This is a genomic window from Xenorhabdus sp. TS4 (assembly GCF_014467265.1).
GTDB lineage: Bacteria > Pseudomonadota > Gammaproteobacteria > Enterobacterales > Enterobacteriaceae > Xenorhabdus > Xenorhabdus ehlersii.
Window position 1 is genome coordinate 79,737 of sequence record NZ_NKHQ01000080.1, and the last position, 23,738, is coordinate 103,474.

At 42.5% G+C, this 23,738-nt stretch carries 16 protein-coding genes, 1 pseudogene and 1 other annotated feature; of the genes and pseudogenes, 6 read left to right on the forward strand and 11 right to left on the reverse strand.

What is annotated here, in order from left to right:
- Window positions 1-9: 9 nt before the first annotated feature.
- From Xets_RS16910 to Xets_RS16925, 4 genes are read right to left on the reverse strand one after another with little or no spacing between them, the layout of a single operon-like run.
- The gene (locus tag Xets_RS16910; protein WP_099132731.1) at window positions 10-1,146 is read right to left on the reverse strand and encodes an acyl-CoA dehydrogenase family protein; all 1,137 of its coding nucleotides are present in this window, start codon (window positions 1,144-1,146) and stop codon (window positions 10-12) included.
- Window positions 1,136-1,900, reverse strand: a complete 765-nt coding sequence (locus tag Xets_RS16915; RefSeq protein ID WP_099132730.1) for a thioesterase II family protein — start codon at window positions 1,898-1,900, stop codon at window positions 1,136-1,138. The genes Xets_RS16910 and Xets_RS16915 overlap by 11 nt, the downstream gene beginning before the upstream one ends.
- Complete coding sequence (locus tag Xets_RS16920) at window positions 1,890-3,542, reverse strand: GMC family oxidoreductase (RefSeq protein WP_099132729.1); 1,653 nt, start codon at window positions 3,540-3,542, stop codon at window positions 1,890-1,892. The genes Xets_RS16915 and Xets_RS16920 overlap by 11 nt, the downstream gene beginning before the upstream one ends.
- Window positions 3,539-6,958: a non-ribosomal peptide synthetase gene (locus Xets_RS16925; RefSeq protein ID WP_187652173.1), complete on the reverse strand. Its 3,420-nt coding sequence runs from the start codon at window positions 6,956-6,958 to the stop codon at window positions 3,539-3,541. The genes Xets_RS16920 and Xets_RS16925 overlap by 4 nt, the downstream gene beginning before the upstream one ends.
- A gap of 889 nt (window positions 6,959-7,847) precedes the next feature.
- On the opposite strand from Xets_RS16925, the gene trxA reads away from it, so the two are divergent.
- A complete protein-coding gene (trxA, locus tag Xets_RS16930) occupies window positions 7,848-8,168 on the forward strand; it encodes a thioredoxin (RefSeq protein ID WP_099132727.1) in 321 nt (106 codons plus the stop codon).
- A 115-nt stretch (window positions 8,169-8,283) separates the two neighbouring features.
- Window positions 8,284-8,439 carry a hypothetical protein gene (locus Xets_RS16935; protein ID WP_187652174.1) on the forward strand — a complete coding sequence of 52 codons (156 nt, stop codon included), beginning with the start codon at window positions 8,284-8,286 and terminating at the stop codon, window positions 8,437-8,439.
- A 114-nt stretch (window positions 8,440-8,553) separates the two neighbouring features.
- On the opposite strand, the gene Xets_RS16940 is transcribed toward Xets_RS16935, so the two are convergent.
- Complete coding sequence (locus tag Xets_RS16940; RefSeq protein ID WP_099132726.1) at window positions 8,554-9,051, reverse strand: DUF2938 domain-containing protein; 498 nt, start codon at window positions 9,049-9,051, stop codon at window positions 8,554-8,556.
- A 135-nt stretch (window positions 9,052-9,186) separates the two neighbouring features.
- Here Xets_RS16940 and Xets_RS16945 point away from each other — a divergent pair, with 135 nt between their 5' ends.
- From Xets_RS16945 to ascB, 3 genes and pseudogenes are all read left to right on the forward strand, one after another.
- Window positions 9,187-9,828 (forward strand): metalloregulator ArsR/SmtB family transcription factor, encoded by a 642-nt coding sequence (locus tag Xets_RS16945; protein ID WP_099132725.1) that lies wholly within the window; start codon window positions 9,187-9,189, stop codon window positions 9,826-9,828.
- 213 nt (window positions 9,829-10,041) lie between these two features.
- Window positions 10,042-11,430, forward strand: a pseudogene (locus tag Xets_RS16950) (PTS transporter subunit EIIC); the annotation flags it as partial.
- 71 nt (window positions 11,431-11,501) lie between these two features.
- Complete coding sequence (ascB, locus tag Xets_RS16955; protein ID WP_187652175.1) at window positions 11,502-12,902, forward strand: 6-phospho-beta-glucosidase; 1,401 nt, start codon at window positions 11,502-11,504, stop codon at window positions 12,900-12,902.
- Between the two features lie 86 nt (window positions 12,903-12,988).
- Here ascB and mog read toward each other — a convergent pair whose 3' ends face one another.
- From mog to tal, 3 genes are all read right to left on the reverse strand, one after another.
- Window positions 12,989-13,564 (reverse strand): molybdopterin adenylyltransferase, encoded by a 576-nt coding sequence (mog, locus tag Xets_RS16960; RefSeq protein WP_099132722.1) that lies wholly within the window; start codon window positions 13,562-13,564, stop codon window positions 12,989-12,991.
- 370 nt (window positions 13,565-13,934) lie between these two features.
- On the reverse strand, window positions 13,935-16,187 hold the full coding sequence (locus Xets_RS16965) for a TonB-dependent receptor domain-containing protein (protein ID WP_167450518.1): 2,253 nt from the start codon (window positions 16,185-16,187) through the stop codon (window positions 13,935-13,937).
- A gap of 247 nt (window positions 16,188-16,434) precedes the next feature.
- Entirely contained in the window at window positions 16,435-17,388 is a 954-nt protein-coding gene (tal, locus tag Xets_RS16970; protein ID WP_099132720.1) for a transaldolase, read from the reverse strand.
- Between the two features lie 170 nt (window positions 17,389-17,558).
- Here tal and yaaA point away from each other — a divergent pair, with 170 nt between their 5' ends.
- A complete protein-coding gene (gene yaaA / locus Xets_RS16975) occupies window positions 17,559-18,335 on the forward strand; it encodes a peroxide stress protein YaaA (protein ID WP_099132719.1) in 777 nt (258 codons plus the stop codon).
- A gap of 83 nt (window positions 18,336-18,418) precedes the next feature.
- On the opposite strand, the gene thrC is transcribed toward yaaA, so the two are convergent.
- The 3 genes from thrC to thrA are packed head-to-tail and all read right to left on the reverse strand — an operon-like array spanning window position 18,419 to window position 23,120.
- Window positions 18,419-19,711 carry a threonine synthase gene (gene thrC, locus Xets_RS16980; protein ID WP_099132718.1) on the reverse strand — a complete coding sequence of 431 codons (1,293 nt, stop codon included), beginning with the start codon at window positions 19,709-19,711 and terminating at the stop codon, window positions 18,419-18,421.
- A gap of 2 nt (window positions 19,712-19,713) precedes the next feature.
- Window positions 19,714-20,664 carry a homoserine kinase gene (gene thrB, locus Xets_RS16985; protein WP_187652176.1) on the reverse strand — a complete coding sequence of 317 codons (951 nt, stop codon included), beginning with the start codon at window positions 20,662-20,664 and terminating at the stop codon, window positions 19,714-19,716.
- Complete coding sequence (thrA, locus tag Xets_RS16990; protein WP_187652177.1) at window positions 20,646-23,120, reverse strand: bifunctional aspartate kinase/homoserine dehydrogenase I; 2,475 nt, start codon at window positions 23,118-23,120, stop codon at window positions 20,646-20,648. Before thrA ends, thrB begins: the two co-directional genes overlap by 19 nt.
- A gap of 25 nt (window positions 23,121-23,145) precedes the next feature.
- Window positions 23,146-23,262: a sequence feature (Thr leader region), on the reverse strand.
- Between the last annotated feature and the right edge of the window lie 476 nt (window positions 23,263-23,738).

Sequence of the window (23,738 nt, forward strand, 5' to 3'; positions counted from 1 at the left end):
TATTGTGCTTTAAAGTCCGATTGATTTACTGATGATTTCTTGCAGTACCTCGCTGGTTCCACCGTAAATAGTCTGGGCGCGGCTATTCAACCAATTCTTGCCCGCAATGGAATCACGCATATAACCCAAGCCGCCGTGCAATTGCAGGCAACGATCTGCCACTTTCATTTGCAGTTCGGTCGTCCACCACTTGATGCGGGCTGCATCTACTAAACTGAAAAGCCCCTGATTAAAGAGATCAACGGCGTTATCCAGGTAGATTCGGGCAATTTTTACTTCGGTATCTAATTGCGCCAGAATAAAACGGTTGTATTGAAAGGAGCCGATCGGTTGATTGAAAGCTGTTCTTTCTTTCACATATTCCAGTGTGCTCTGCAATATATGTTCTGCACTGGCAACCGCCACAGTTGAGATGCTGAGGCGTTCGCGGGGCATTGCTGACATAAAGTAATAGTTACCGAGGTTTTCACGGCCAATCAGGTTGGTAACAGGGACCTTACAGTCATGGAAAAAGAGTTCAGCCGTGTCGCTGCCATTCCAGCCAATTTTCTTTAATGGCGCTCCTCTGGTGAATCCGGTCATATCCCGTTCTATTGCCAGTAAACTGATACCCTGGCCTTGTTGCCCCTCTTCTGTTTTTACCGCTACCACGATCAGATCCGCATTGATACCATTGGTGATGTAAGTTTTGCCGCCATTCACCAGATAGTGATCACCTTGACGTTTAGCCACAGTTTTGATGTCTGCGGTATTGGAACCACCAGTTGGCTCTGTCATAGCAATGGCGGCAACCCGTTTTCCGCTACACAATTCCGGCAGCCATCTTTTTTTCTGTTCCTGATTACCGAGGGCAAAAATGTAGCTGGCAACAATATCGTTATGAGCAACGATGCCTGGTACAGTTACACCTGCCTTGATGAGTTCTTCTGTCAGAATGACCGCAAACCGATAATCGTTTTTTCCCAGTCCTCCAAGCTCAGGGCTGACGCTCATACCTAATAACCCTGACTGGCCTAATTTCTCCCAAAAGGTGCGTTCAACCAGCCCATGCTCTTCCCACCTCTGATGTTCAGGGACGATTTCACGCTCAAGGAATTCACGACAGGATTTCCGGTAATTATCAAAATTATCAATCTCAATACGCATATTTACTCCAGTTCTTTGTCAGCCCAAATGGTTTTTCACTCAGCAATATTTGTTTAATAACATCCCAGTGGTGGTACACAGCAAAGTGATCCCCTTCAATATGGATGAGTGAAATATCGTCAGCGGTGTAATTTTTCCAGGCTTCCATGTCTGCCAAAGTGACATAACTGTCGAGAGTGGCGGAAACCAGCACCAGTGGATAACTCACCTGTATATTGCCAAGTTGGGGAAATTGGCTGCGTATCAGGTAATCATTGCGCAGTTGCCGGATGATGGGTTTTATCAGCGCCGGTTCGTTCAAGATTGCGTCAGGTGTCCCTTGATCCGCTTTGGTTTTCTGAATCAATTGTTCATCTGTCCATTCATGTCGTTCATCTTTGGGTTGACGATGAGGGGGGACAGAGCTGGATACCACGCCAAATAAAGGGGAAGTGCCATAGTTTTTCATTATCGCCTGACCTACCGCGATGCTCAGCACGCCACCAAAGCTATGACCAAAGGTGATCCACTCCGTGATACCCTGTGTTTGTTTCTGCTGAAAATCTGCCCAGATATCTGATGCCAGTCGTTCAGTCAGGGCATCGAGATCGTGAATTTCAGGTTCTTTAGCCAGATAACCACGACCTGGGATCGCAACGGGTTGTAAGATCGCAGATTGGGTGGTCATGAGATCAGTTAGCCAGGGGCGATAAATCGCTGTTGTTGCTCCTGCATGGGGAAAGGCATAAATCACCCGTCTGCAATTAGTTGCCATTTATCCTCCGCTCGCTGGTGGTTTCTCTTTCTATTAAAAAACTGACAATGCGTTCAGCCGTCATAATGGTTGTCAGATTAGTTGGCATAGAGGGAATAGTGGGGAATAGAGAAGCGTCAGCAACTGTCACACCCGTAACGCCATGGACTCGACCGTCTTCTTGCGTGGCGCTATCAGGATCATCATGGGTGCCCATTCTGAGCGTTCCAGACGCATGCCAGCCTGGATTAACCAGGTTTTTGATTGCACTGTTCATGATTTCATCGTTATGAATCATGGAGTCAGACCAAAATTGGATGCCATCAAGGAAGGTATCCACTTCCGGGTGGCGTAAAACCTGCCAAATTTTACGCACTCCCCCGACAAGGCGTGCGATATCTGATGGGGAGTGAGTCAACGGCAGATCAATTTGGGGTAATCCTGTGGGCGTGGCGGAATTGATGAAAACCCGTCCTTGAATCTCTGGACGCATTAACATGACGGAAGCACCAACCAGCATTGGATAAGTAACGCGATCTCTGAACCCCGGTACGGTGTCACTGGCAACATTGTTCAGCAAGCCAATTTGTACATCGACTTTTGCGTCATAACCGCTTCTAATGCGAGCAGCAATTTGCCGCCACGGCAGGCCCGTGGTACAGACACCGGCTTTAGGCAGCGCCCAGAGCACCACGGAAGCATGGTCAGTTAAATTTCTGCCAACGGCGGGCACTTGCGCAACGACAGGGATACCTAATCTGCTCAGATGTTCTGGATCACCCACACCTGAGCGCTGTAATAATGTTGCCGAACCAATTGCGCCAGCGCAGAGAACAATTTGTTTGGCCTGATAAACCTGCTCTTCTCCCGCCTGAATAATTTTTACCCCTGAGGCGACAGTGCCGTTGAAAATGATCTGCGTGACCAGGGCATCCGTCAGCACATGCAGATTTTCTCTATTCAGGATCGGTTCAAGGTATGAACGATAAACATCGACTCTTTCTGCGCCGTTAACGACATTGGCGGGCACAGGGCCGACAGCAGGATCTTCACCGATATTGAGATCATCGGCGTAAGGTACACCAAACTGTTCGCAGGCATGGGCAAAAGCCATATCAAGAGGGTGGATCTCGTTATTTGCCGGTCTGCGCAGACACATCGGCCCCTGTGAACCGTGGTTATCATCACCGATATAATCAGTGTCATTTTCCAAATGCTTAAACCATGGCAGGACTTGTTCCCAAGACCAATTAGGGCAGCCCATTTGGGTCCATTTATCAAAATCGCTCGGAAATCCTCGCAGGGCAATAGCACCGTTAACAGCGGAGGAACCCCCAAGGACTTTCCCCACACGATAATTGAACGGCTTGCGCTCTTTGTGCTTGCGAGTTTGTTGTTTGTTATCTTTTCCATGGGCAGGAGAAGCCATGAGATCGGCGAACCGATCACCATCATTGCGCACATTGGCTTCGTAATCCCAGTTATATCCTTCCAGCACCAGCCTTGACGCATCTCTGAGTGGACTGGCAGGGTTGTGTACATCAGATTCGTGACCTGCTTCAATCAGCAGTACGGACTTCGTGCTATTTTCAGACAGGCGAGAGGCAGCCACGCATCCTGCTGAACCACCGCCTACCACGATATAATCATATGCTTTGGTCATAGCTCATTCACCGCTTGAGATTGGACGATGGTTTCGATGATGCGAGAGAAAGACTGAATATTAGAATTCATGAACAGCCCTTCGATAATGTCCTGTTCGCCAACTGGCGTAATATTAAATTCCTGTCGCAGAGCACTCAGTAAACCAACGGCATGGAGTGAATCACCGCCAATATCAAAAAAGCCATCGGTGACATCAAAATCATCGTGTTGAAGTTGTGCTTGCCAGAGTTTCAGGATCTTCGCTTCTATTTCATTAGCGGGAGCAACCGGAGCATCTGCATGTTCTTCGGTATCAGACCAGGGAATAGGCAGCGCTTTACGGTCAATTTTTCCATTACTGGTTAACGGCATATGGGGCAATAAGATGTAATAACTGGGCACCATATAAGAGGGCAATGTTTTGCGGGCAATTTCCCTCAATTGATCCTGAAAATGGGTCGGATCATCCAACGTTTCTTGCGCCTCAGGCACAACATAGGAAACGAGATGTCGTTGTCCGGTTTTGGCATGAACGGGAGCATCAATGACGACATGGCTGGCATTTTCGTGGGTCAGAAGGCAGGCTTCAATTTCGCCTAATTCAATGCGGTAGCCGTTGATTTTTACCTGATTGTCTTCACGCCCTAAAATTTCTATCAAGCCATCGGTAATATATCGTCCCAAATCTCCAGTTCTGTACAGCCGTTCACCTGTGGCGGGATGAATAATAAAGCGTAATGCGGTTTTTTCTGCATCGCCCAAATAACCTTGAGTCACTCCGTCTCCGCCAATATAGAGTTCTCCGGTGACCCATTTGGGGCAGGGAAGAAGCCAGTTATTCAAAACATGGAATGTTTGATTTGCCAGCGGCTTACCATAAGGAATGCTTTTCCAGTTTTTATCAATTTTCTCAATGGGATAATGTATCGACCAGATAGAACCTTCAGTTGCTCCACCGAGACTGATTATCGCAGTATTTGGCAAACTTTCCCGAATACGTTCAGGGAGATCGACAGGTATCCAGTCTCCGCTCATAAGGATTAGCCTTAATTGGGTCGCGGATAGTGCGGAACCATTTCTGTCTACCAATACTTTCACGGGAGCAGGGACACTATTCCAAATCGTAATTTGATGTTTGATCAGCATGTCTAGCCAGATTTTTGGGTCATTGGCCGTTTCTGACATGGAAAAAATAACTTTTCCTCCCACGCCTAATAGCCCGAAATAGTCATAGACGGACAAATCAAACCCGGCAGGCGCGACAGACAACACAACATCTTTTTCTGTTACCCGGAATTTATGATTAATATCAAATACGGTATTGGCGGCATTACGGTGGGAAGCCATCACCCCTTTCGGCTCTCCTGTTGAACCAGAGGTAAAGATGACATAGGCCAGATCATCTAATCCTTGCATTGAAGGCATGGAAGACCAATGTGCCGTAGCCATTTGTTCTGTATCCATTGCCTGATGCATAGAACACTCATCCAGATTGATACGAAGTAAATTCGTAAATTCATCATGTGCAAAAACCGTGCTGTCAGTGACAATCCCTTTGGCTGAACAGCGGTTGAGCAAACTCATTCGACGTTCCGCAGGCAGTTGGGGATCAATGGCCACGTAGGCCGCACCTGACATAAGAACACCCAGCAACCCAATGACTAACTCTGGGCTTTGTGGCAGGGAGACAGCGACAATATCATTGGGATGAATTAGGACAGAGCTTCGTAGTTGTTGTGCTATTGCATAAGCTCTGTTAGCCATTTCTGCATAGGTAACTTGTTTTTCGCCCTGAATAAGTGCAATTGCATTGGGAAATTTGTCAGCAGCTTGTAAAACCATTTCATGCAGTAGCTTGAGATCAAATTCGGTATCTGTTGCATTGGCTTTTGTTCTTTCCACTAAATCTGAGGCAGGCAATGTCACCAGTGGTGCGTTTTTATCCCATACTGAATTGTCTTCTGCACAAGTCGTTATCAGTGCCAGATACGCATCCAACATGGCTTCCACCATGCCATCAGGGAATAGCTCATTGACTGTATTCCAGTTAATTTGCACCAGATCATCAACACGAACAATCTGGTTCTCTAACCAAACTTGGGGGGTTTGATTACTGCTATAAACTTGGGTCGCTTCCGTCCAACTGATATCTGTCACGACATTATCCAAATTGGCCGTCAGGGTATTGCTAAATACTACGGGGGCGGTTGCTGCTCGGTTGCCATGATTTCGGCGGGTCAGTTCTCTGAGAACTTGAACACCATTATAGGAACAGTGCCAGCGGTTCATCATCAAATCAGTCTGGATCTGTACCAAACGATTATTGAGGCTTTCTTCTCCTGTTCCTCCAATACCCAGTAACATGGGTTGCAGGAAATTGCCGACAACATTTTCAATGCCATCAAAATAAGGACGGCGTCCAAATTGAGTGACAGTCAGTGTAAAAGTCTGACGTTTCGACCATTGACGAAGCACTTCTGCGTACATACCGAGCAGTACAGTTTCCAATGTTAATTTGCGTAATTCCGCTTTTTTTCTCAGAGCTAATAATGTTTCAGAAGAAATTGTTCGGCTGTAACGTTTGAACACTGGTGGAGAAAGTATCTCTGGTGCATTTTTTAAAGGTAATTCCGGTGGTTGAGGTAAATGCTCTAGCTGTTGTTCCCAATAAGTTTTATCACGTAATCCTTGTGGCTGCCCCTGTAGATAACGTTCTAATTTGATATAACTGGGGAAATTCATATTATCAGGTAGAGCAGGCAGCTCATAACCTTGATAAACTTGCCACCAGTCACGTAATACCAAACGGACACTATGAATGTCGACAAACATCAGGTCGAAATAAATATGCAGACGGGTAATATCATTATTAAGTATTGTTGCCCGTATATCGAATGTAGGGGCTTTATCTACAGGTAATAATTGCGTTTCCATTTCCCGACGAAGTTTTTCCAGTCTATTATCTTTTTCTGACTCTGACCACTTTCTACAATCCTGAATAGGAATGATGTAATTTAATGGTGTGGGTAAAATCCGCTGTTGTCCATCTAAAGATAAAGTCGCCCTTAACATAGGGTGATATGCAATGATTTTGTTTAATGCGTTATTTAATAAATTGATATCTAATGAATTAATATCTAATTCAGTATATAGGCAACTGGTTAAACCTCCTAGTTCCAGTCCGGGGTTACGCCCAATTAAATAGGCATATTGAATATCTGTTAATGGAAAACTTTCTGTCTCAATCGTATTTTCTTGTAGAGTTACAGGAATGATAATATTTATTAATGGTAATCTGTTTTGAAGTATCCCATTAACCTGATTTTTCAATTTTGATAGCTCTACTTCTAAATTTTTATTTTCTGGTTTATATAATTCAGGGGGATTAGAGGTTTCTAATCCGGATTCTTGTAATGCCTGGAGGAAATTTTGCATGCATTATCCCTTGTATTTGATTGATAAGTTAACTTATGTTTTTTTGAGGTTGTTTTTTTATCTTTGAAATAAAATAGTGCCGGGAATAGGGTTGGAGTTCTTAACAAAGAATCTTTTTACAGTTCACCAATTTATTTTGGTGAAAATAAACATCATTTACTATCAGATTAATATATTGACTCATGAGTTTAAAATAAAAGCAGTGCATATTCAGACGCCTCATTAATCTTAGTAAGGTGTTTAGTTTTATTTGTTGGTTTGCTTTTATGCAAAAATAACATGTTTATAACTAAATGTAATATCAAATAATAATATTTTATTAACGATTATTGTTATGTGAAATATATGGATACTGATCAAATTCAAGTTGGTAGTCGCATAATAATTCCTGACGCCTCACCAACCTGCTAATCTCCTGTGGGTAAATTAATAACTCCCTGGCAAAATATTATTACGTTATTTTTTGATTTTTTAATAGTTAATATATGAAATCATCGTATTTATAATTAGCAGATTGCCCATTGGTTTTTTCTCTGGTTAAAGTTATTAGTCAGAATTTATGTGATTGATTTTTTTGATTATTATGTTTATCCAATATTGAATGAATAAATTTTGTGTGATTTATTTTAAGGATTTTAATAACTGATTGTTATTAATTGATAGCCTATTCCTATCTTCCTGATAGGAAAAGATCTATTGATCTAACTATAATATTCAATATAATAATTGAATTGAGGGTATCGAGTATTCTGAGTTAGCGATTATCTTGTACATGGATTCATAAAATGAATGTTCCAATATCAAAGTTAACAAATATACATGCGCATACCCCACATTTCATTTATGAGCTGCATTTTAGTAACTTAAAAATTTTTACTGAGGATTCAATATGAGTACATTAATTGAATTAACCGAAGATAATTTTGATAGTGTAGTCGGTTCTAAAGGGATCTGTGTTGTTAGATTCTGGGCGCCATGGTGTGGCCCGTGTCGTGCGGTAGCACCAACGTTTAATCAATTATCAATTGATATGAAAGATAGTGCCACTTTCGGGGAAATCAATATTGATGATGCCAATAATATCGCTATGAAATATGGTATTCGCAGCATACCAACGACATTAGTATATAAAGATGGGCAACCTGTAGATTCTCTTGTTGGCGTCGCTTCATTATCACAATTTAAGAATATGGTTTCTAAAAATTTGTAATCCAGGTTGAGTTAAATTTGAGGAGCCTGCCTTAATTAAACAATTTAATGTTTTTGTGTCAGGCTCAATTTATCAAAAATAAGCGCTTAAAAATAACAGTGAAAAAATTTGGCCGATGAGTTTTGGTTCATCTGTTTCGGGTAATCAGATTAATTCATTGGGAAAATATCCATGGGAATACCTAAAAGTCATGATGATTTTTTCATCTGATGAACCAGCAAAATGGTCGCTTTCATTGGAAAGTGCTTATGTCATCAAAGAGTTTTTGTAAAAATTATAGATAAGATCCCAAATTGGATAACAATAATAAGAAAATAGATGGAAATAAAATGTGTATTCCGTCGATAAATAATGAAAATTTATCGACGGTCATTTAAAAATGAAATCAAGAAAATAACGTTAATAATAACGCAGCTAAATACAGACCAACACCATAAGAAGTGTGTGCCATCAGGCTTCTTAGTCTGGTTGTATTAGGGGCAGGTGTTTTAGATGCAGCCATCCCCATTCCCATACCTGGTTGCATAATGAAGAAAGGGGCAACTAAAGTAACGATGCCGATAATTAAAGCTGGCAGAAAAGTGGGGTTTCTTGCCCAATCTAATCCATAAATGAGTAATAGTACGCCGGCAAAAATGATCCCAATCAAATAGTGGGCAAACCAACCAATTCCGGTTTCACCTTTCACAGGCTCAGCTTGTAGAATGCTTGTATGGATAAATTTCCCTTTGGGAATATGTCCAATCCAGCGTCCTACCATGCTATAGTTCAGTGAGGGAATTCCGAAACACCGTTTTATGAAAACCGCCCAAAGATCCATAACAACCGTTGCACCAACGCCAATCAGTACAGAATAAACAATAAACTCCAATCCTTCATTCATCTGTTGCGATCCTCCGAATTGTGGCTATCTATTAATGGTCAATCAATCAGCGAGTACTCGAAATGACTAAAAAACTTTGCTACCATGATGGTCAATTAAATTATTGAATATAATAATGATGGAAGTAGAAAGTCAATGTTTGATAAAGAAATTCTTGTTGAGATCGCGGAAATTGCTAAGGTGTTGGGAAATTCCCATCGATTGATATTGCTTGAGTGTCTGATAGATACTGAACAATCCGTGGAAAATTTGTCGGAGCTTTCCGGTTTGTCGATTGCCAATACTTCCCAGCATCTCCAGCATCTCAAACGTGCAGGGTTGCTCCAGTCTCGCAAATCAGGTAAGCATGTACTTTATCGTCGGAGTGAAGGGCCTATCATAGAGGTTATCTCTGCGATCCAGCAATATGCCGAATTTAACCGCAAAGAAATGCGTAGGTTGATCGATGATTCGAGCAATCAGGAAGCCGTTTCGTGGGAAGAGCTGCTGGAGAGGATCAAAGCTAAGAGTATGACTTTACTCGATGTCAGACCAAAAGAGGAGTTTGAACAGGGTCATTTACCCGATGCCATTAATATTCCTGTTGATGAGCTGGAGAATAGGCTGGATGAACTGGCATCTAATAGGGAGTTGATCGCCTATTGCCGTGGCCCTTATTGTGTACTTTCTGCCAATGCCCTCGCATTGCTTCGTGCTAAGGGAATTCAAGCCCGTCGGTTTAAAAAAGGATTTTCGGGTTGGAAAGAGGCCGGAATGCGAATCGAGACAAAATCTTAATAAATATCTAGCGATCACAATCACATTTTTGTTGATTAAAAATTGAGCTGGCATTAAAAGTAAATAAAATCAAAAACTGATTGTTACTGCTTAGATAGGAAAAACCTGACATCGGCTTTCTCCACGGTATAGAGACTGACGTTGTCAGGTTTTTTTCATTGGTAGCCAATAGATTTTGACAGCACAGGCAGTGCGGAAAACGAGGGAAGTGGCATGACATACCAGATACTGACCCAAGAAATCATTGCAGGTGTTGGTGGTAAAGAAAATATTGTCAGTCTCGTTCATTGTGCGACTCGGCTGCGCTTTAAACTATGGGATAGCACACTCGCCGATATCAATAAACTAAAAGCCCATCCTAATATCATTACGGTTGTTGAAAGTGGAGGGCAATTTCAGGTTGTGATTGGTAATCAAGTCAAAGAGGTATATCAGGCTATTCAGCAAGTGTTGGCACCTTCTGATGAAGCACCCTTAATGGCAAATCCAACTGGCAAGCGAGATAATTTATTTAACCATTTTATCGATATTATTTCGGGTATCTTTACCCCATTTTTAGGGGTAATGGCAGCTTCCGGGATCTTAAAAGGCTTGCTTGCAGTTGCCATTGCATTTCATTGGCTAACGCTTGATAGCGGTACTTATCGTATCTGGTATGCAGCCAGTGACTCGCTGTTTTATTTTTTTCCTTTATTACTTGGCTATACCGCGGGTAAAAAATTTGGGGGTAATCCATTTATTACGATGGGAATTGGCGGAGCTTTGGTACATCCCATGATCATCTCTGCTTTCGAGGTATCAATGGTTGCTGGCAGCGCAACTAAATACTTTATGGGGATCCCTCTCTCATTTTTGAATTATAGCTCTTCTGTGATCCCAATTATTTTTGCCTCATGGATAAGCTGTAAAATCGAGAAAAAATTGGATGCACACCTGCCAGCCACTATCAAAACCTTCATTACTCCCCTTGTCTGTCTGATGTTGATTGTTCCGCTCGTATTTATTGTCATTGGGCCAGTGGCGACATGGTTAAGTCATTCACTGGCTTATGCTTATCAAGCCGTATATGGATTTGCTCCGGTTCTGGCAGGAGCGATTATGGGGGCAATCTGGCAAGTTTGTGTCATTTTTGGCCTGCATTGGGGACTAGTGCCAGTCATATTCAACAACTTAACTGTGTTGGGGCATGATACGTTAGTCCCTCTGTTGTTGCCCGCCGTAATGGGACAAACGGGAGCGGCATTGGGCGTTTTCCTGCGTACCCGCGATGCTAAATTAAAAATGCTATCTGGCTCTGCTGTTACTGCCGGTATATTTGGTATCACTGAGCCTGCGGTTTATGGGGTTACCCTGCCTTACCGGCGACCGTTTATCTTTGGTTGTCTTGCTGGTGCGATCGGTGGCTCTGTTGTTGGTTATTACCAAAGTGCCATCTATTCAATAGGACTGAGCAATATTTTTACCTTCACTCAAATGATCCCGCCATCAGGAATCGATAATACTGTTTGGGGTGCAATTATTGGCACGTTGCTGGCATTTATTATTGCGGCTATTTTGACGTGGATGTTTGGTCTGCCTGCCGTTACCAATCCGCCTACAGAAACAATACTTACTGATAAAAACCAGTCTGAATTCCCACATAAGCCTTAAATGTCCATGAGAGGAGGGTTTGCATGAAACAGTTTCCAATGCATTTTTTATGGGGAGGCGCGATTGCTGCCAATCAAGTTGAAGGTGCTTATTTGACGGATGGAAAAGGTCTTTCTACTTCAGATGTTTTGCCGCAGGGGATTATTGGCCCTGTTGTTGAACGTGCTCCTTCGGATGAAACGCGATATCTCAAAGATATTGCTATCGATTTCTATCACCGTTACTCCGAAGATATCGCCTTGTTTGCGGAAATGGGATTTAAATGCTTACGTACATCTATTGCCTGGAGCCGGATTTTTCCTCATGGGGATGATAAGCAACCCAATGAAGCAGGCCTGGCATTTTATGACAGGTTGTTCGACGAAATGGCCAAATATGGCATTCAACCTTTGATCACATTATCTCACTATGAAATGCCGTGGACGTTAGTCAAAAAATATGGCGGGTGGGGGGATCGTAGACTGATTGCATTTTTTGAACGTTATGCGCGCACGGTATTGACTCGCTACCAGAGTAAGGTGAAGTTATGGCTGACATTTAATGAAATCAATATGTCGCTGCATGAACCGCTGACAGGTGTTGGATTGCCGAGAAATAGCACTCAATCAGAGATCTATCAGGCTATTCACCATCAATTGGTTGCCAGTGCCAGAGTGGTGAAATTGTGCCGAGAAATCATTCCTGATGCCCAGATTGGTAATATGTTGCTTGGTGGTTTGATGTATCCATTAACCTGTAAACCAGAAGATGTATTGGCAACTCTTCAGCAAAATCAAAAGTGGTTGTTTTTTGGCGATGTCCAGAGCCGTGGGAATTATCCTGGCTACATGCTGCGTTATTTTCGCGAGAATGGTATTGAACTTACTATTACAGAGCAAGATAGGCATGATCTGAAAAATACGGTCGATTTTATCTCATTTAGTTATTACATGAGCGGCTGTATGATCGCAGATAAAGCGGAATACCAGAAACAGCGGGGCAATATTCTGCATATGGTGGCTAATCCTTACTTGCCCAGTTCAGAATGGGGTTGGCAGATAGATCCCCTTGGTTTACGCACTATATTGAATTTGCTATGGGATCGCTATCAGAAGCCCTTGTTTATTGTTGAGAATGGCTTGGGGGCGAAAGATACACCGGAAGCAGATGGCAGTATTCAGGATGATTATCGTATTCAATACCTTAAAGAGCATCTTATCCAGGTCAGAGAAGCGATTGAAGATGGTGTGGATATTATGGGGTATACCAGTTGGGGGCCGATTGATTTGGTCAGTGCTTCAAAAGGTGAGATAACCAAACGCTACGGTTATATCTATGTTGACCAGAATGAACAGGGAACAGGTACGTTGGAGCGACGTCGTAAGAAGAGCTTTTATTGGTATAGACAAGTGATTGCAACCAATGGCAGTAGCTTGAGTGAATGATTCTATTTTTGATTCATAAGGTTCTGAGTCTGTTCAGAACCTTTATGGTCTTCAATGATTAATAGCAACAATCAACATGTGGATTTTTAACGACGTGCACTTTTCGGCCTGAATGCGGCTACAACGCTTTCATCTGTTTCTACATAAGGGCCATCCAGCAATTGGATGCAGTAGGGAACACTGGCGAAAATTCCCGCTACCAACACCTTGCCATCTTCGTTTTTTAATCCTTCTAGTGTTTCTGCGATGGCTTTCGGTTGTCCGGGAAGGTTTAGAATCAGCGCTTGATTGCGGATCACGCCAACTTGCCGGGACAGAATGGCTGTTGGTACAAATTGAAGGCTGATTTGGCGCATTTGTTCCCCAAATCCTGGCATTTCACGATCAGCAATTGCCAGCGTTGCATCCGGCGTTACATCGCGACGTGCGGGACCCGTCCCCCCAGTGGTCAGTACCAGATGACATCCCAATTCATCGACCAGTTCACACAATGTTTGTTCAATCAGGATTTGCTCATCAGGGATCAGGCGGGTTTCTACGCTAAAAGGTGTGGTAATCGCTTTTTTCAGCCATGTTTCCAGTGCGGGCAGCCCTTTATCCTGATAAACGCCATTTGACGCACGATCAGAAACAGACACGAGGCCAATGCGCAATACATTCATACAAACCTCAATTAATTATGAAAAATAATAAAACTTTTTGGCTGCAACTTGAAATTTATTGGGTATAAGTTATAGCTAAGTCGATGGTAGCATGGCTCCAACTTCGTTGCAGCGTAATAATATTTCTACTATTCACCTATATGGTATTGTGGCAAATTTTTATCGTCCACATCCATCTCCTGGTACAGATAAAGGTGCTGTTGCGGGAAAGCAGATGAAGTTTAAAGCTATAAAATCACGCTGTACTGCTTTAATCATAGCCTGAGGAGTTCCACTATTCTGTTTTCTTTAACAAAAATTTTGATCGTTCCTCAGGCTCTGAGTTTCCTTTCTTAAGCAGAGTTCGGGTTATTTAATCAACTTTATTTGATCAAAAAGTCGCCGTTATACCTAACCTGAATGTACGACCAGGAGAAGGAATATAACCTACATTAATTGGTTGTATATAATATCTATCAAAAACATTATCCACAGTAAAATCTGCTATTATGTTTTTATTTATAATTAATGAACTTCTAAAATCAACGATTGTTGCCGGTTTATAGTCGATAGGTGCTAACAATGGAGCAGAACCTCGTCCAACCCTAGCGGTTGGTATTGCTCTTTTATCAAAGTACGATATTCGTCCACCAATAGATAATTTGTTGTTAAGGAACCCTTGATTTACATCGAGTGAATAGCTTTTTTTAGGCGGAATGTGGTTTGTTGCATAATCAGATGGAAGGTTCTCATTAATGCATCCTTTTTCTTTTTTACAAAACTCAATATTTATATAGTAATTTGCTGATGCTTTTACTGTAAAATCCTTAATCTTATAGCTTGTCTCTAGCTCAATTCCTTCAAATTTTGCTTTATTGATATTATCAATATGCATTGAAAATTTATCCCATTGCCAGCTACGACTAATATAATTATCAATGTTAGAGTTAAAATAACCGATGCTTAATTTTAATTCATCATTTGCTATCAGATTTTCAAAGCCAAACGCAGATCCTATTTCAATATTTTTCATAGTCTCATGTTGTAGGTTATTATCAGCTTTCATAAAAAAGCCATTTGTCCCTTCAACTAATGAAGGAAATCTTGGACTTTGAGAATAACGACTATACAGCATTATTTGTTTTGTTGGTCTATATTCAACGCCGAAACTATATCCATAAGCCGTTCCATCCTTAGGTATTGATGGGGTATCACCTTTATCTTTTAATGAATAACCTTTATGCTCAAAAGAAGATAGTAAATTAATGTTATTGGTTAATTCATACTTCCCATTAACAAAAATACGGTATTCTTGTCTTGTTCCTTCTCGCTGGTGAGGATGCTGAGACCAAAAACCTTTGGCTGGCCCCGTTTTTTCGGTAAGATAACTCCCTCCCAGAAGTACATTTGTTGGTTTATTATACATGTCAAATTCTAAGTCATTAGAAAGATTAACCCCCCATGTGTCAGATTTCTTTTCATCACCTAATGTATTTTGGGATGTTTTAGGTCTGTCTTTTAAATCTAAATGCCATAGAGAAAAGTTAAAATCAATTAACGGGTTACTTGATTTCCAATCATAACCTAGTTTATATCTTGCTAAACGAACATAAGCATTTGGTCCTTGTGATACTGGGACCGTAGTTCCTTTATCTATAGTTGTTGTATCTGCAACATATGTTTCACCAAAAGTACTATCATATAGGCTGTAAACAGCACTAACTCTGTGCTCATCATTAATCCATGCGCTGGTTTTTAATAAATAAGAACGTGTATTCTCTGATGTATTAGGTACTGCTGCACCTTTAGGATAAATGGTATAACCAGCATCTTGGACAGTTTCGGCTGTTACGGGGCAAGGCGCTATATTGTCATTATCATCATAATATTCATCCGGACATAAATACCCTGGTCGCGTATAATTATTTGTACCAAATCCTTTTTTTCCTGAATGATAATTTCCTCTGATGCGTTTTGATACCCCAGCTAAAAACTCGAAATTTTCATCTGCATAAGCAACCACTACACTTCCAGTGTTGTTTTTTCCATTAAATATGTTTTCTTTTTTTGGAGACGGTTCATCATTCCATGTGTAATTATTATAGTTTGAGTGGTTACTTAAAAGACTACCTTTTAGGCGTATACCAAAGTTATCACCTGGAATTAATATATCAGCAGGAGATATTGTTTTCATATTCACAGTACCACCTATCCCTGTAATACCGGAACCGCCATAAAATCCTTTTTTTATATCTACTTCACCGATGAAGTCTGGATCAATATAAGTACGGTTAGATACCCCCTGATAGCCTCGATATAAGGCTGTTTGATTTATAGTATCATCAACACTAGTAGAAATTCTTCCTTGACCTTGTAAACCTCGGATATTGACATCTATTGCTCCTGATGATCTGGATTCACCAGACAGAACTCCCGATGTACTTTTAAATATATCAGCAGGATTAATGATTATTTGTTTATTTAATTCCTGACTATCTAGTAATACTTCATTATTCTTCTTTAAGTCTAATGAAGAATAAACATATATAGTATCGCTTGAATGTTCGGTAGTTGATTCATTCGCAGCGAAAGAGTAAAGCGGGCTGACTGCAAAAAGAGTGATAAAAAAGTGTGGATTATTCATAAGATTACTACATTTGTTGATAATAATAACTATTATCATTATGCATTAATAATGTTCTTTGAACAACTTATCTTTAGGGGTTTTGTACGGAGCGAGCAGGAGCCAAAATGTCAAATAGGGGCAGGACAAATCGGTTTGATGGCAAGGCAAAAAAACAAACTCCATTAGTTTTGAATGGAGTTTGTCAGTGGCTTAAGGCGACCAATTAGTCGCCTTTGTGCAAGAAAAAATAGCGTATCGCTTGAGATTACAGCAGATCAGCAATCATGCTCTCAAGTTTGCCTTGGTCTACTGCAAACTTACGGATACCTTCTGCCAGTTTTTCAGTTGCCATTGCATCTTGGTGGTGGTTCCAGTAGAACTCGGCTTCAGTCATTGGCGCTGGACGTCCTTTGGTTTCGCCTTCGTAACCCAGTTTGCGCTCAACTTCACCTTCTGTCTCAGACAGTTCTTTTAGCAGTGCTGGAGAGATTGTCAGGCGGTCACAGCCTGCCAGTTCCAGAATTTCACCAGAGTTACGGAAACTTGCACCCATAACAACCGTGTTGTAACCGTGCTCTTTGTAGTACTGATAAATTTCAGAAACAGAAATCACACCTGGATCTTCATGCGGTGCGAATTCTTGCTTGCCACTATTTGCTTTGTACCAGTCAAGGATACGGCCGACAAATGGAGAAATCAGGTAGACACCGGCTTCTGCACAAGCACGTGCCTGGGCAAAGGAGAACAGCAGAGTCAGGTTACAGTTGATGCCTTCTTTTTCCAGTTGTTCCGCAGCACGGATACCTTGCCAGGTGGAGGCCAGTTTGATCAGGATGCGATCGTTGCTGATACCTGCTTCGTTGTACAGTTTGATCAGACGTTTTGCTTTCGCTACGCTTGCTTCGGTGTCATAAGACAGGCGTGCATCAACTTCAGTGGAGATACGGCCAGGGATCAGTTTCAGAATTTCCAGACCAATGTTAACAGCCAATTTATCGCTGGCATCAATAACTTGTTGTTCACGGGAATCGCTTTGACCACGCGCCCATTCAACAGCTTCATCGATCAGTTGGCGATATTCTGGAATTTGAGCTGCATTCAAAATCAGGGAAGGGTTAGTGGTCGCATCTTGCGGCTGATACAGTTTCATCGCCTCGATATCCCCGGTATCTGCTACTACTGTTGTCAGTTTACGCAGGGAAGTCAGTTTATCGGTCATGTTTAATATCTCATCGTTATACGTAAAATCTTTGGCAACGTTGCCTCGCCATCTTGTGATAATAACATGGTCAAGCGCGGCTGTAAGGTAGGAAAATTCTATCGCTGAGATTCTCCGCTTTTTGTCTTTTTTGCTAAAGTGAGGGAAGTCTGGATTATTAGGAAAAAATAATGCTTATTATCATTTCACCTGCAAAAACACTCGATTATGAAAGTCCACTCGCAACAGAAAAATATAGTCAACCGCTGTTATTGACGGAATCCCAACAACTGATCGAGATTTGCCGGACGTTAACACCCGCACAAATCGGTAGTTTGATGAGTATTAGTGATAAATTGGCGGGATTGAATGCTGCTCGTTTTGCAGAATGGCAGCCCGATTTCACGCCAGAAAATGCCCGTCAGGCGATTTTGGCATTTAAAGGCGATGTTTATACCGGTATGCAGGCTGAAACTTTTTCTGCCGATGATTTTGATTTTGCCCAAACACATTTAAGAATTCTATCTGGCCTGTATGGGGTTTTGCGTCCTCTCGACTTGATGCAGCCTTATCGTTTGGAAATGGGCATTAAGCTGGAAAATCCACGCGGTAAAGATCTGTATCAGTTTTGGGGTGATTGTATTACTGAAAACTTAAATACAGCATTGGAACAGCAAGGTGATGATGTTCTGGTCAATCTGGCATCAGATGAGTATTTCAAATCAGTAAATACCAAAAAGCTGGCAGCCAGGATTATCAAACCTGTTTTTCTGGATGAAAAAAATGGTAAATACAAGGTCATTAGCTTCTATGCTAAAAAAGCTCGTGGTCTGATGAGCCGTTTTATCATTCAAAACGAACTGACCGATCCAGCACGGCTGGTAGAGTTCAATCTGGAAGGATACGTTTTTGATGAATCTCTCTCTAAGGGAAATGAATTGGTATTTAAGCGTTCTGCGCAGAATTAGTTTCTTAGTGTAACCAATTTTAGTCTATAAAGCCCAGTATGGAATCACTCCACCTATAAATGGGTGGAGTGATAAATGCCAGGTTATTTCGATGCTTTTTCCATCAAAAATTCACGTAACGTTAAGAAATCAGCGGGCATAAAGTGGGATAACAAGTCCAGATCTGCGCGTTCAGCTAACGCTTGTGGCAAGGACAATGGTTGGCCGAGTGTTGCTTCGACGCTTTCCTTAAATTTGGCTGGATGAGCAGTACCCAGGAACAAGCCATATTCCCCTTCTTGTAATTGATCACGCAAAACACGATAAGCGACGGCAGCATGTGGTTCGGAAATATAGCCTTTTGCCGCCAGTTCGCGCATGGTGCTTTGAGTGGTTGTATCATCCACAACCCCGTTGGCCAGTTCACTCAGTGCCCAGCTTTTGCGTTCGAACAGTTCTTCAATGCGCGGCCAGTTATTGGGCTGGCTGACATCCATGGCATTGGATAATGTTGGAATGGTTTGATGTGGTAGCCACTTACCTTCCGCTAAATAACGAGGAACAGTGTCATTAACATTAGTTGCCGCGATAAAACGTTTTATCGGCAATCCCAGCGATTTTGCCAGTAGCCCTGCGGTTAAATTACCAAAATTTCCGCTTGGGACGGAAATAACTAATTGTTCACGTTTTTCTGCTGGGATTTGTGCAACCGCTTCAAAGTAATAACAGATTTGTGCCAGTAGGCGGCTGATATTAATTGAGTTGGCTGAGTTGAGATGTAAAGCCTGCTTCAATTCTTCGTCATCAAAAGCCTGTTTGACCAATGCCTGGCAAGCATCGAAATCCCCCTTGATAGCAACCGTATGAATGTTGCCACCCAGAGTACAAAAGAGTTTTTCCTGCAATGGGCTGATTTTGCCTTCGGGATAAAGGATCACAACCTGTACGTTATTCAATCCATAGAAAGCATGAGCAACTGCGGCGCCGGTATCACCGGATGTTGCAGTCAAAATAGTGACGGGTTGTTCTCCTGCAATCTGGGTAAGAATTTGTGCCATGAAACGGCCGCCAAAGTCTTTGAACGCCAGTGTTGGGCCGTGATAAAGCTCCAGTGAAGCGATGTCATCTTCGACAGTCGCTACAGGGGCAGGGAAGGCAAATGCATTTTTCACGCGAACTGCCAATTGCTCTGCGGGAATTTCATCGCCGATAAAGGCAGTGAGAATACGTTGGCTGCGGCTGACAAAATCCAATTGCAATAAGTCATCAATTTCATTACGGCTGAATGCTGGTAAATCCTGTGGAAAAAAGAGGCCTTGCTGTTTACCTAATCCCTGTTTTACCGCCTGTGAAAAACTGACCTGCTCGCTGTTGTCTTTTAAATTATATAATTTCATGGTTACTTTACCTGTCGTGCGCCTGCGAGATCCAGACGGCAAATGTGTACAAAGCCTTCATCATTCTGTACGTAATGTTGTTGCAGCCAGTGTGCAACCTCTTCTGCTACAGCTTTTTTATTACAAATTGCAAAAAGTGTTGGGCCAGAACCGGAAATGCCGCACGCCAGCGCCCCTAATTTTTTGACTGCATCGCGTGCATTGGCAAATCCCGGTAAGAGTTGTGTGCGATAAGGTTCTGCCACAACATCTTGCATTAATTTGGCAGCCAGTTCTGATTGCTGGGTATGGCAGGCATGGATAAAACCAGCAAAGTGACGTCCATGCTCAATGATGTCTTTACGGGCGTAGTGATTGGGCAGGATTGCACGGGCTTCCGCTGTCGATACTTTGATGCCAGGATAAGCCATTACCCATAGCCAATCATCAAATGTGGGAACAGGCAGACAGGTGGTATCTTCCTGAGATAATATCAATTGCAATCCTCCCAAATAGCAGGGAGCGACATTATCATAATGAACACCACCGGAAATGCGCCCTTCTAATTCTCCCATCATGCCCAGCAACTGGTGTTGGTTAAATGGTCGGCCTGTATATTCATTCAATGCCACTAAACCGGCGACGACAGAGCAGGCACTGGAGCCTAATCCTGAACCGATCGGCATATTTTTCTCTAATGTCATGGCAACGGGCAGTTCTTTTCCCAGTTGTTGACAAAAAAGCTGCCAGCATTGGTAGACAATGTTTTGTTTGGGATCGGCAGGTAATTTGCCAACAAATCGCCCTTTATTATTCAGGCTGAAACTTTCAGCTTCACTTACGGAGACACAATCTCCAAGTAACGAGCCATCAATGGGAGAAACTGCTGCGCCAAGCACATCAAATCCGACGCCAACGTTCCCGATAGAGGCAGGCGCATAAACCCTGATAACCATTAAACCCCCAATTTCCATGACAGAGTGCGTAATATATCAGCAAAAACGCCGGCTGCCGTTACATCATTTCCTGCGCCATAACCACGTAATACCAGCGGAATGGGTTGATAATAACGGGTGTAGAAAGCCAGAGCGTTTTCGCCATTTTTGACTTTATAAAGTGGATCGTTGCCATCAACAGAGACAATTTTCACTGTACAACGGCCTTGCTCAATTAAGCCAACATAACGCAAGACTTTCCCTTGTTCTGCGGCTTGTTCCGCACGTTGGCTAAATTCCTGATCCAGTTGCGATAAACGTTGCAGGAAACTGTCAACTTCGCCACTGGCGTCGAACGATATGGGTAAAACGGGTTCGACATGAATATCTTCCAGTTCCAGTTCATAACCTGCCTCACGCGCTAAAATCAGCAGCTTTCGGGCAACATCCATGCCAGAGAGATCATCGCGTGGATCGGGTTCAGTAAAGCCTTTCTCTTTGGCGAGCATGGTTGCTTGTGACAGCGTCATACCTTCATCCAGCATACCGAAAATATAGGATAGAGAACCCGACAGGATGCCACTGAACTGTACTAGTTCATCACCGGCATTAAGCAGATTTTGTAAGTTTTCGATAACAGGCAATCCAGCCCCTACGTTAGTGTCATACAGGAACTTACGTTTCGATTTTTCTGCGGCCTGACGGATTTGGCGATAATAAGCCATTGATAAAGTATTGGCTTTTTTATTTGGTGTGACAACGTTAAAGCCATCGCTGAGGAAGCTCGCATACTGTTCCGCAATCGACTGATTGGAAGTACAGTCCACAATGACTGGATTCAGGAGATGGTACTCTTTTTCAAGGCGGATCAGACGACTCAAGCTAAAAGGCTCAGTTGCTTCTGAGAGTGCTTGCTGCCAGTTATCCAGACAGATACCTTGCGCATCAGTCAATAAAGCACGGGAATTGGCAATACCACAGACGCGCAAATCGATATGTTTCTGTTTGAGCCAGGTTTGCTGACGACGTATTTGCTCGATCAACGCACTGCCTACACCACCTACACCGACAACAAAGACCTCAACAACTTGAGCTGTGTTAAACAGCATTTGATGGCAGAGACGAACAGCCGTAGTCGCGGCATCATTTTCAATGACGGCGGAAATGGAACGTTCGGAAGAACCTTGCGCAATGGCAATGATGTTGATATTGGCGCGTGTTAATGCGGAGAAAAAGCGGGCAGAAGTCCCCGGCTGAGTACGCATACCATCGCCAACGACAGAAATAATGGCAAGATTATCGATCACGTCAATGGGATCAAGCACACCATCTTTCAGCTCCAGATAAAATTCTTCTGTCAGTGCCTTCTGTGCTTTTGTCGATTCTTTTTGTGGTACACAGAAGCTGATGCTGTATTCTGACGAGGACTGCGTGATTAACACAACGGAAATACCTTTGCGTGACATGACGGAAAAGATCCGTGCTGCCATCCCGACCATACCTTTCATGCCAGGGCCGGAAACGTTGAACATTGCCATATGATCCAGATTGGTAATGCCCTTAATCGGCATGTTCTGGTCTTTTTGCCCATCATCAATGAGCGCATCGCCAATAAACGTACCCGGTGCATCGGGATTAGCCGTATTTTTTATCAGGCAAGGAATTTGAAACTGGGCAATCGGGGCGATAGTACGAGGATGAAGGACTTTCGCACCGAAATAAGACAATTCCATCGCTTCTTGATATGACAGGCTTTTCAGCAAGCGTGCATCTTTCACCGCTCTTGGATCACAAGTATAAACACCGTCTACATCCGTCCAGATTTCACAACAATCTGCACGCAGGCATGCTGCCAATACTGCGGCTGAATAGTCAGAGCCGTTGCGTCCCAACACAACCAATTCGCCATTTTCATTGCCCGCAGTGAAACCAGCCATCAGGATGATGTGGTCAGCAGGAATGTTAAGTGCCGCAATGCGTTTGGAAGATTCATGGATATCGACGGTGGATTCGAGACAATGCCCATGCGCCAAAAGGTTTTTGACCGGATCAATGACAGTCACTTTATGACCACGAGCTTGTAGCACGGATTCCATGATGGCAATCGACAGTTTTTCACCACGACAGATCAGAGATGCATTAATGCTGTCTGGGCATTGTTTTAACAAAGAAATGCCGTGCAGAGTCTGTTTAAGGCTGGCAAGCTCACGCTCTACTAGCCCTTTCAGGCGTTCATAATCAAACCCTGGTTGTTGTTCTTTCAATCCTGACAGCAAATCAGCAAAGATTTGGGTAGCATCGCTCATATTGGAAACAATATCTTGCCCAGCAACCGTTTTTTCGATCATCGCCACCAGATGGTTTGTGATTTTTGCTGGTGCAGAAAGTACTAAGGCAACTTGTCCAAGGGATAACTCATTCTCGGCGATATCTGCAACACTCAGTACACGCTGGTGATTCGCAACTGAGGTTCCGCCAAATTTCAATACTCGCATTAACGTTCTTCTCCTGATTTCTGTCCAAAAAAAAGCCCGTATCTTGTGGGATACGGGCTCAATGTTGTTTTATGTGTATACGTCAGCCCGCACCGCAACTCATGGTTCCGGTGGTAATCGTGGTTGTAGTAATGGTTATAGTGGTGTTTGCAAGAACCATTTTTTTCGGGCTGATGTGGTGCATAGTTTCCTGTCTGTCTTTTTAATTCGTTTGACCCCCTATTGGTTAAATTAAATTGTGGTCAATGTCAAATATTTTTTATGGTGAAAGAAGAAAAAAACGTCATTTTCCGTATCGAAATTATTCAAAATATAACCCAAATGACAAATCATTATTTGGTTAGTCAGCTTATTTAATAGCATTTAATTTTACAAAAAACATATTTTGTAATTATTTTGTCTTTATGATAAAAACGTGTCATCTGGATATTTCAGTGTCGAGCGAATCTCTCTTCAAGTATTCACGACATTTCAACATCCATTAACATAACTTATTCAAGTTAATAACAAACAACCCAAATTAAAATTAACAATTACAATTAATGTTAACGTGCTACAATTGATTTTGATATGTATCAACAAAAGTTAGTTTTTTTAGAAGGCAAATGCATTACTAGC

Excerpts from the sequence above, each read along its gene's own strand:
- Xets_RS16910 (WP_099132731.1), bottom strand. The coding sequence starts at position 1,146 with ATGCGTATTGAGATTGATAATTTTGATAATTACCGGAAATCCTGTCGT.
- Xets_RS16915 (WP_099132730.1), bottom strand. The coding sequence starts at position 1,900 with ATGGCAACTAATTGCAGACGGGTGATTTATGCCTTTCCCCATGCAGGA.
- Xets_RS16920 (WP_099132729.1), bottom strand. The coding sequence starts at position 3,542 with ATGACCAAAGCATATGATTATATCGTGGTAGGCGGTGGTTCAGCAGGA.
- Xets_RS16925 (WP_187652173.1), bottom strand. The coding sequence starts at position 6,958 with ATGCAAAATTTCCTCCAGGCATTACAAGAATCCGGATTAGAAACCTCT.
- trxA (WP_099132727.1), top strand. The coding sequence starts at position 7,848 with ATGAGTACATTAATTGAATTAACCGAAGATAATTTTGATAGTGTAGTC.
- Xets_RS16935 (WP_187652174.1), top strand. The coding sequence starts at position 8,284 with ATGAGTTTTGGTTCATCTGTTTCGGGTAATCAGATTAATTCATTGGGA.
- Xets_RS16940 (WP_099132726.1), bottom strand. The coding sequence starts at position 9,051 with ATGAATGAAGGATTGGAGTTTATTGTTTATTCTGTACTGATTGGCGTT.
- Xets_RS16945 (WP_099132725.1), top strand. The coding sequence starts at position 9,187 with ATGTTTGATAAAGAAATTCTTGTTGAGATCGCGGAAATTGCTAAGGTG.
- ascB (WP_187652175.1), top strand. The coding sequence starts at position 11,502 with ATGAAACAGTTTCCAATGCATTTTTTATGGGGAGGCGCGATTGCTGCC.
- mog (WP_099132722.1), bottom strand. The coding sequence starts at position 13,564 with ATGAATGTATTGCGCATTGGCCTCGTGTCTGTTTCTGATCGTGCGTCA.
- Xets_RS16965 (WP_167450518.1), bottom strand. The coding sequence starts at position 16,187 with ATGAATAATCCACACTTTTTTATCACTCTTTTTGCAGTCAGCCCGCTT.
- tal (WP_099132720.1), bottom strand. The coding sequence starts at position 17,388 with ATGACCGATAAACTGACTTCCCTGCGTAAACTGACAACAGTAGTAGCA.
- yaaA (WP_099132719.1), top strand. The coding sequence starts at position 17,559 with ATGCTTATTATCATTTCACCTGCAAAAACACTCGATTATGAAAGTCCA.
- thrC (WP_099132718.1), bottom strand. The coding sequence starts at position 19,711 with ATGAAATTATATAATTTAAAAGACAACAGCGAGCAGGTCAGTTTTTCA.
- thrB (WP_187652176.1), bottom strand. The coding sequence starts at position 20,664 with ATGGAAATTGGGGGTTTAATGGTTATCAGGGTTTATGCGCCTGCCTCT.
- thrA (WP_187652177.1), bottom strand. The coding sequence starts at position 23,120 with ATGCGAGTATTGAAATTTGGCGGAACCTCAGTTGCGAATCACCAGCGT.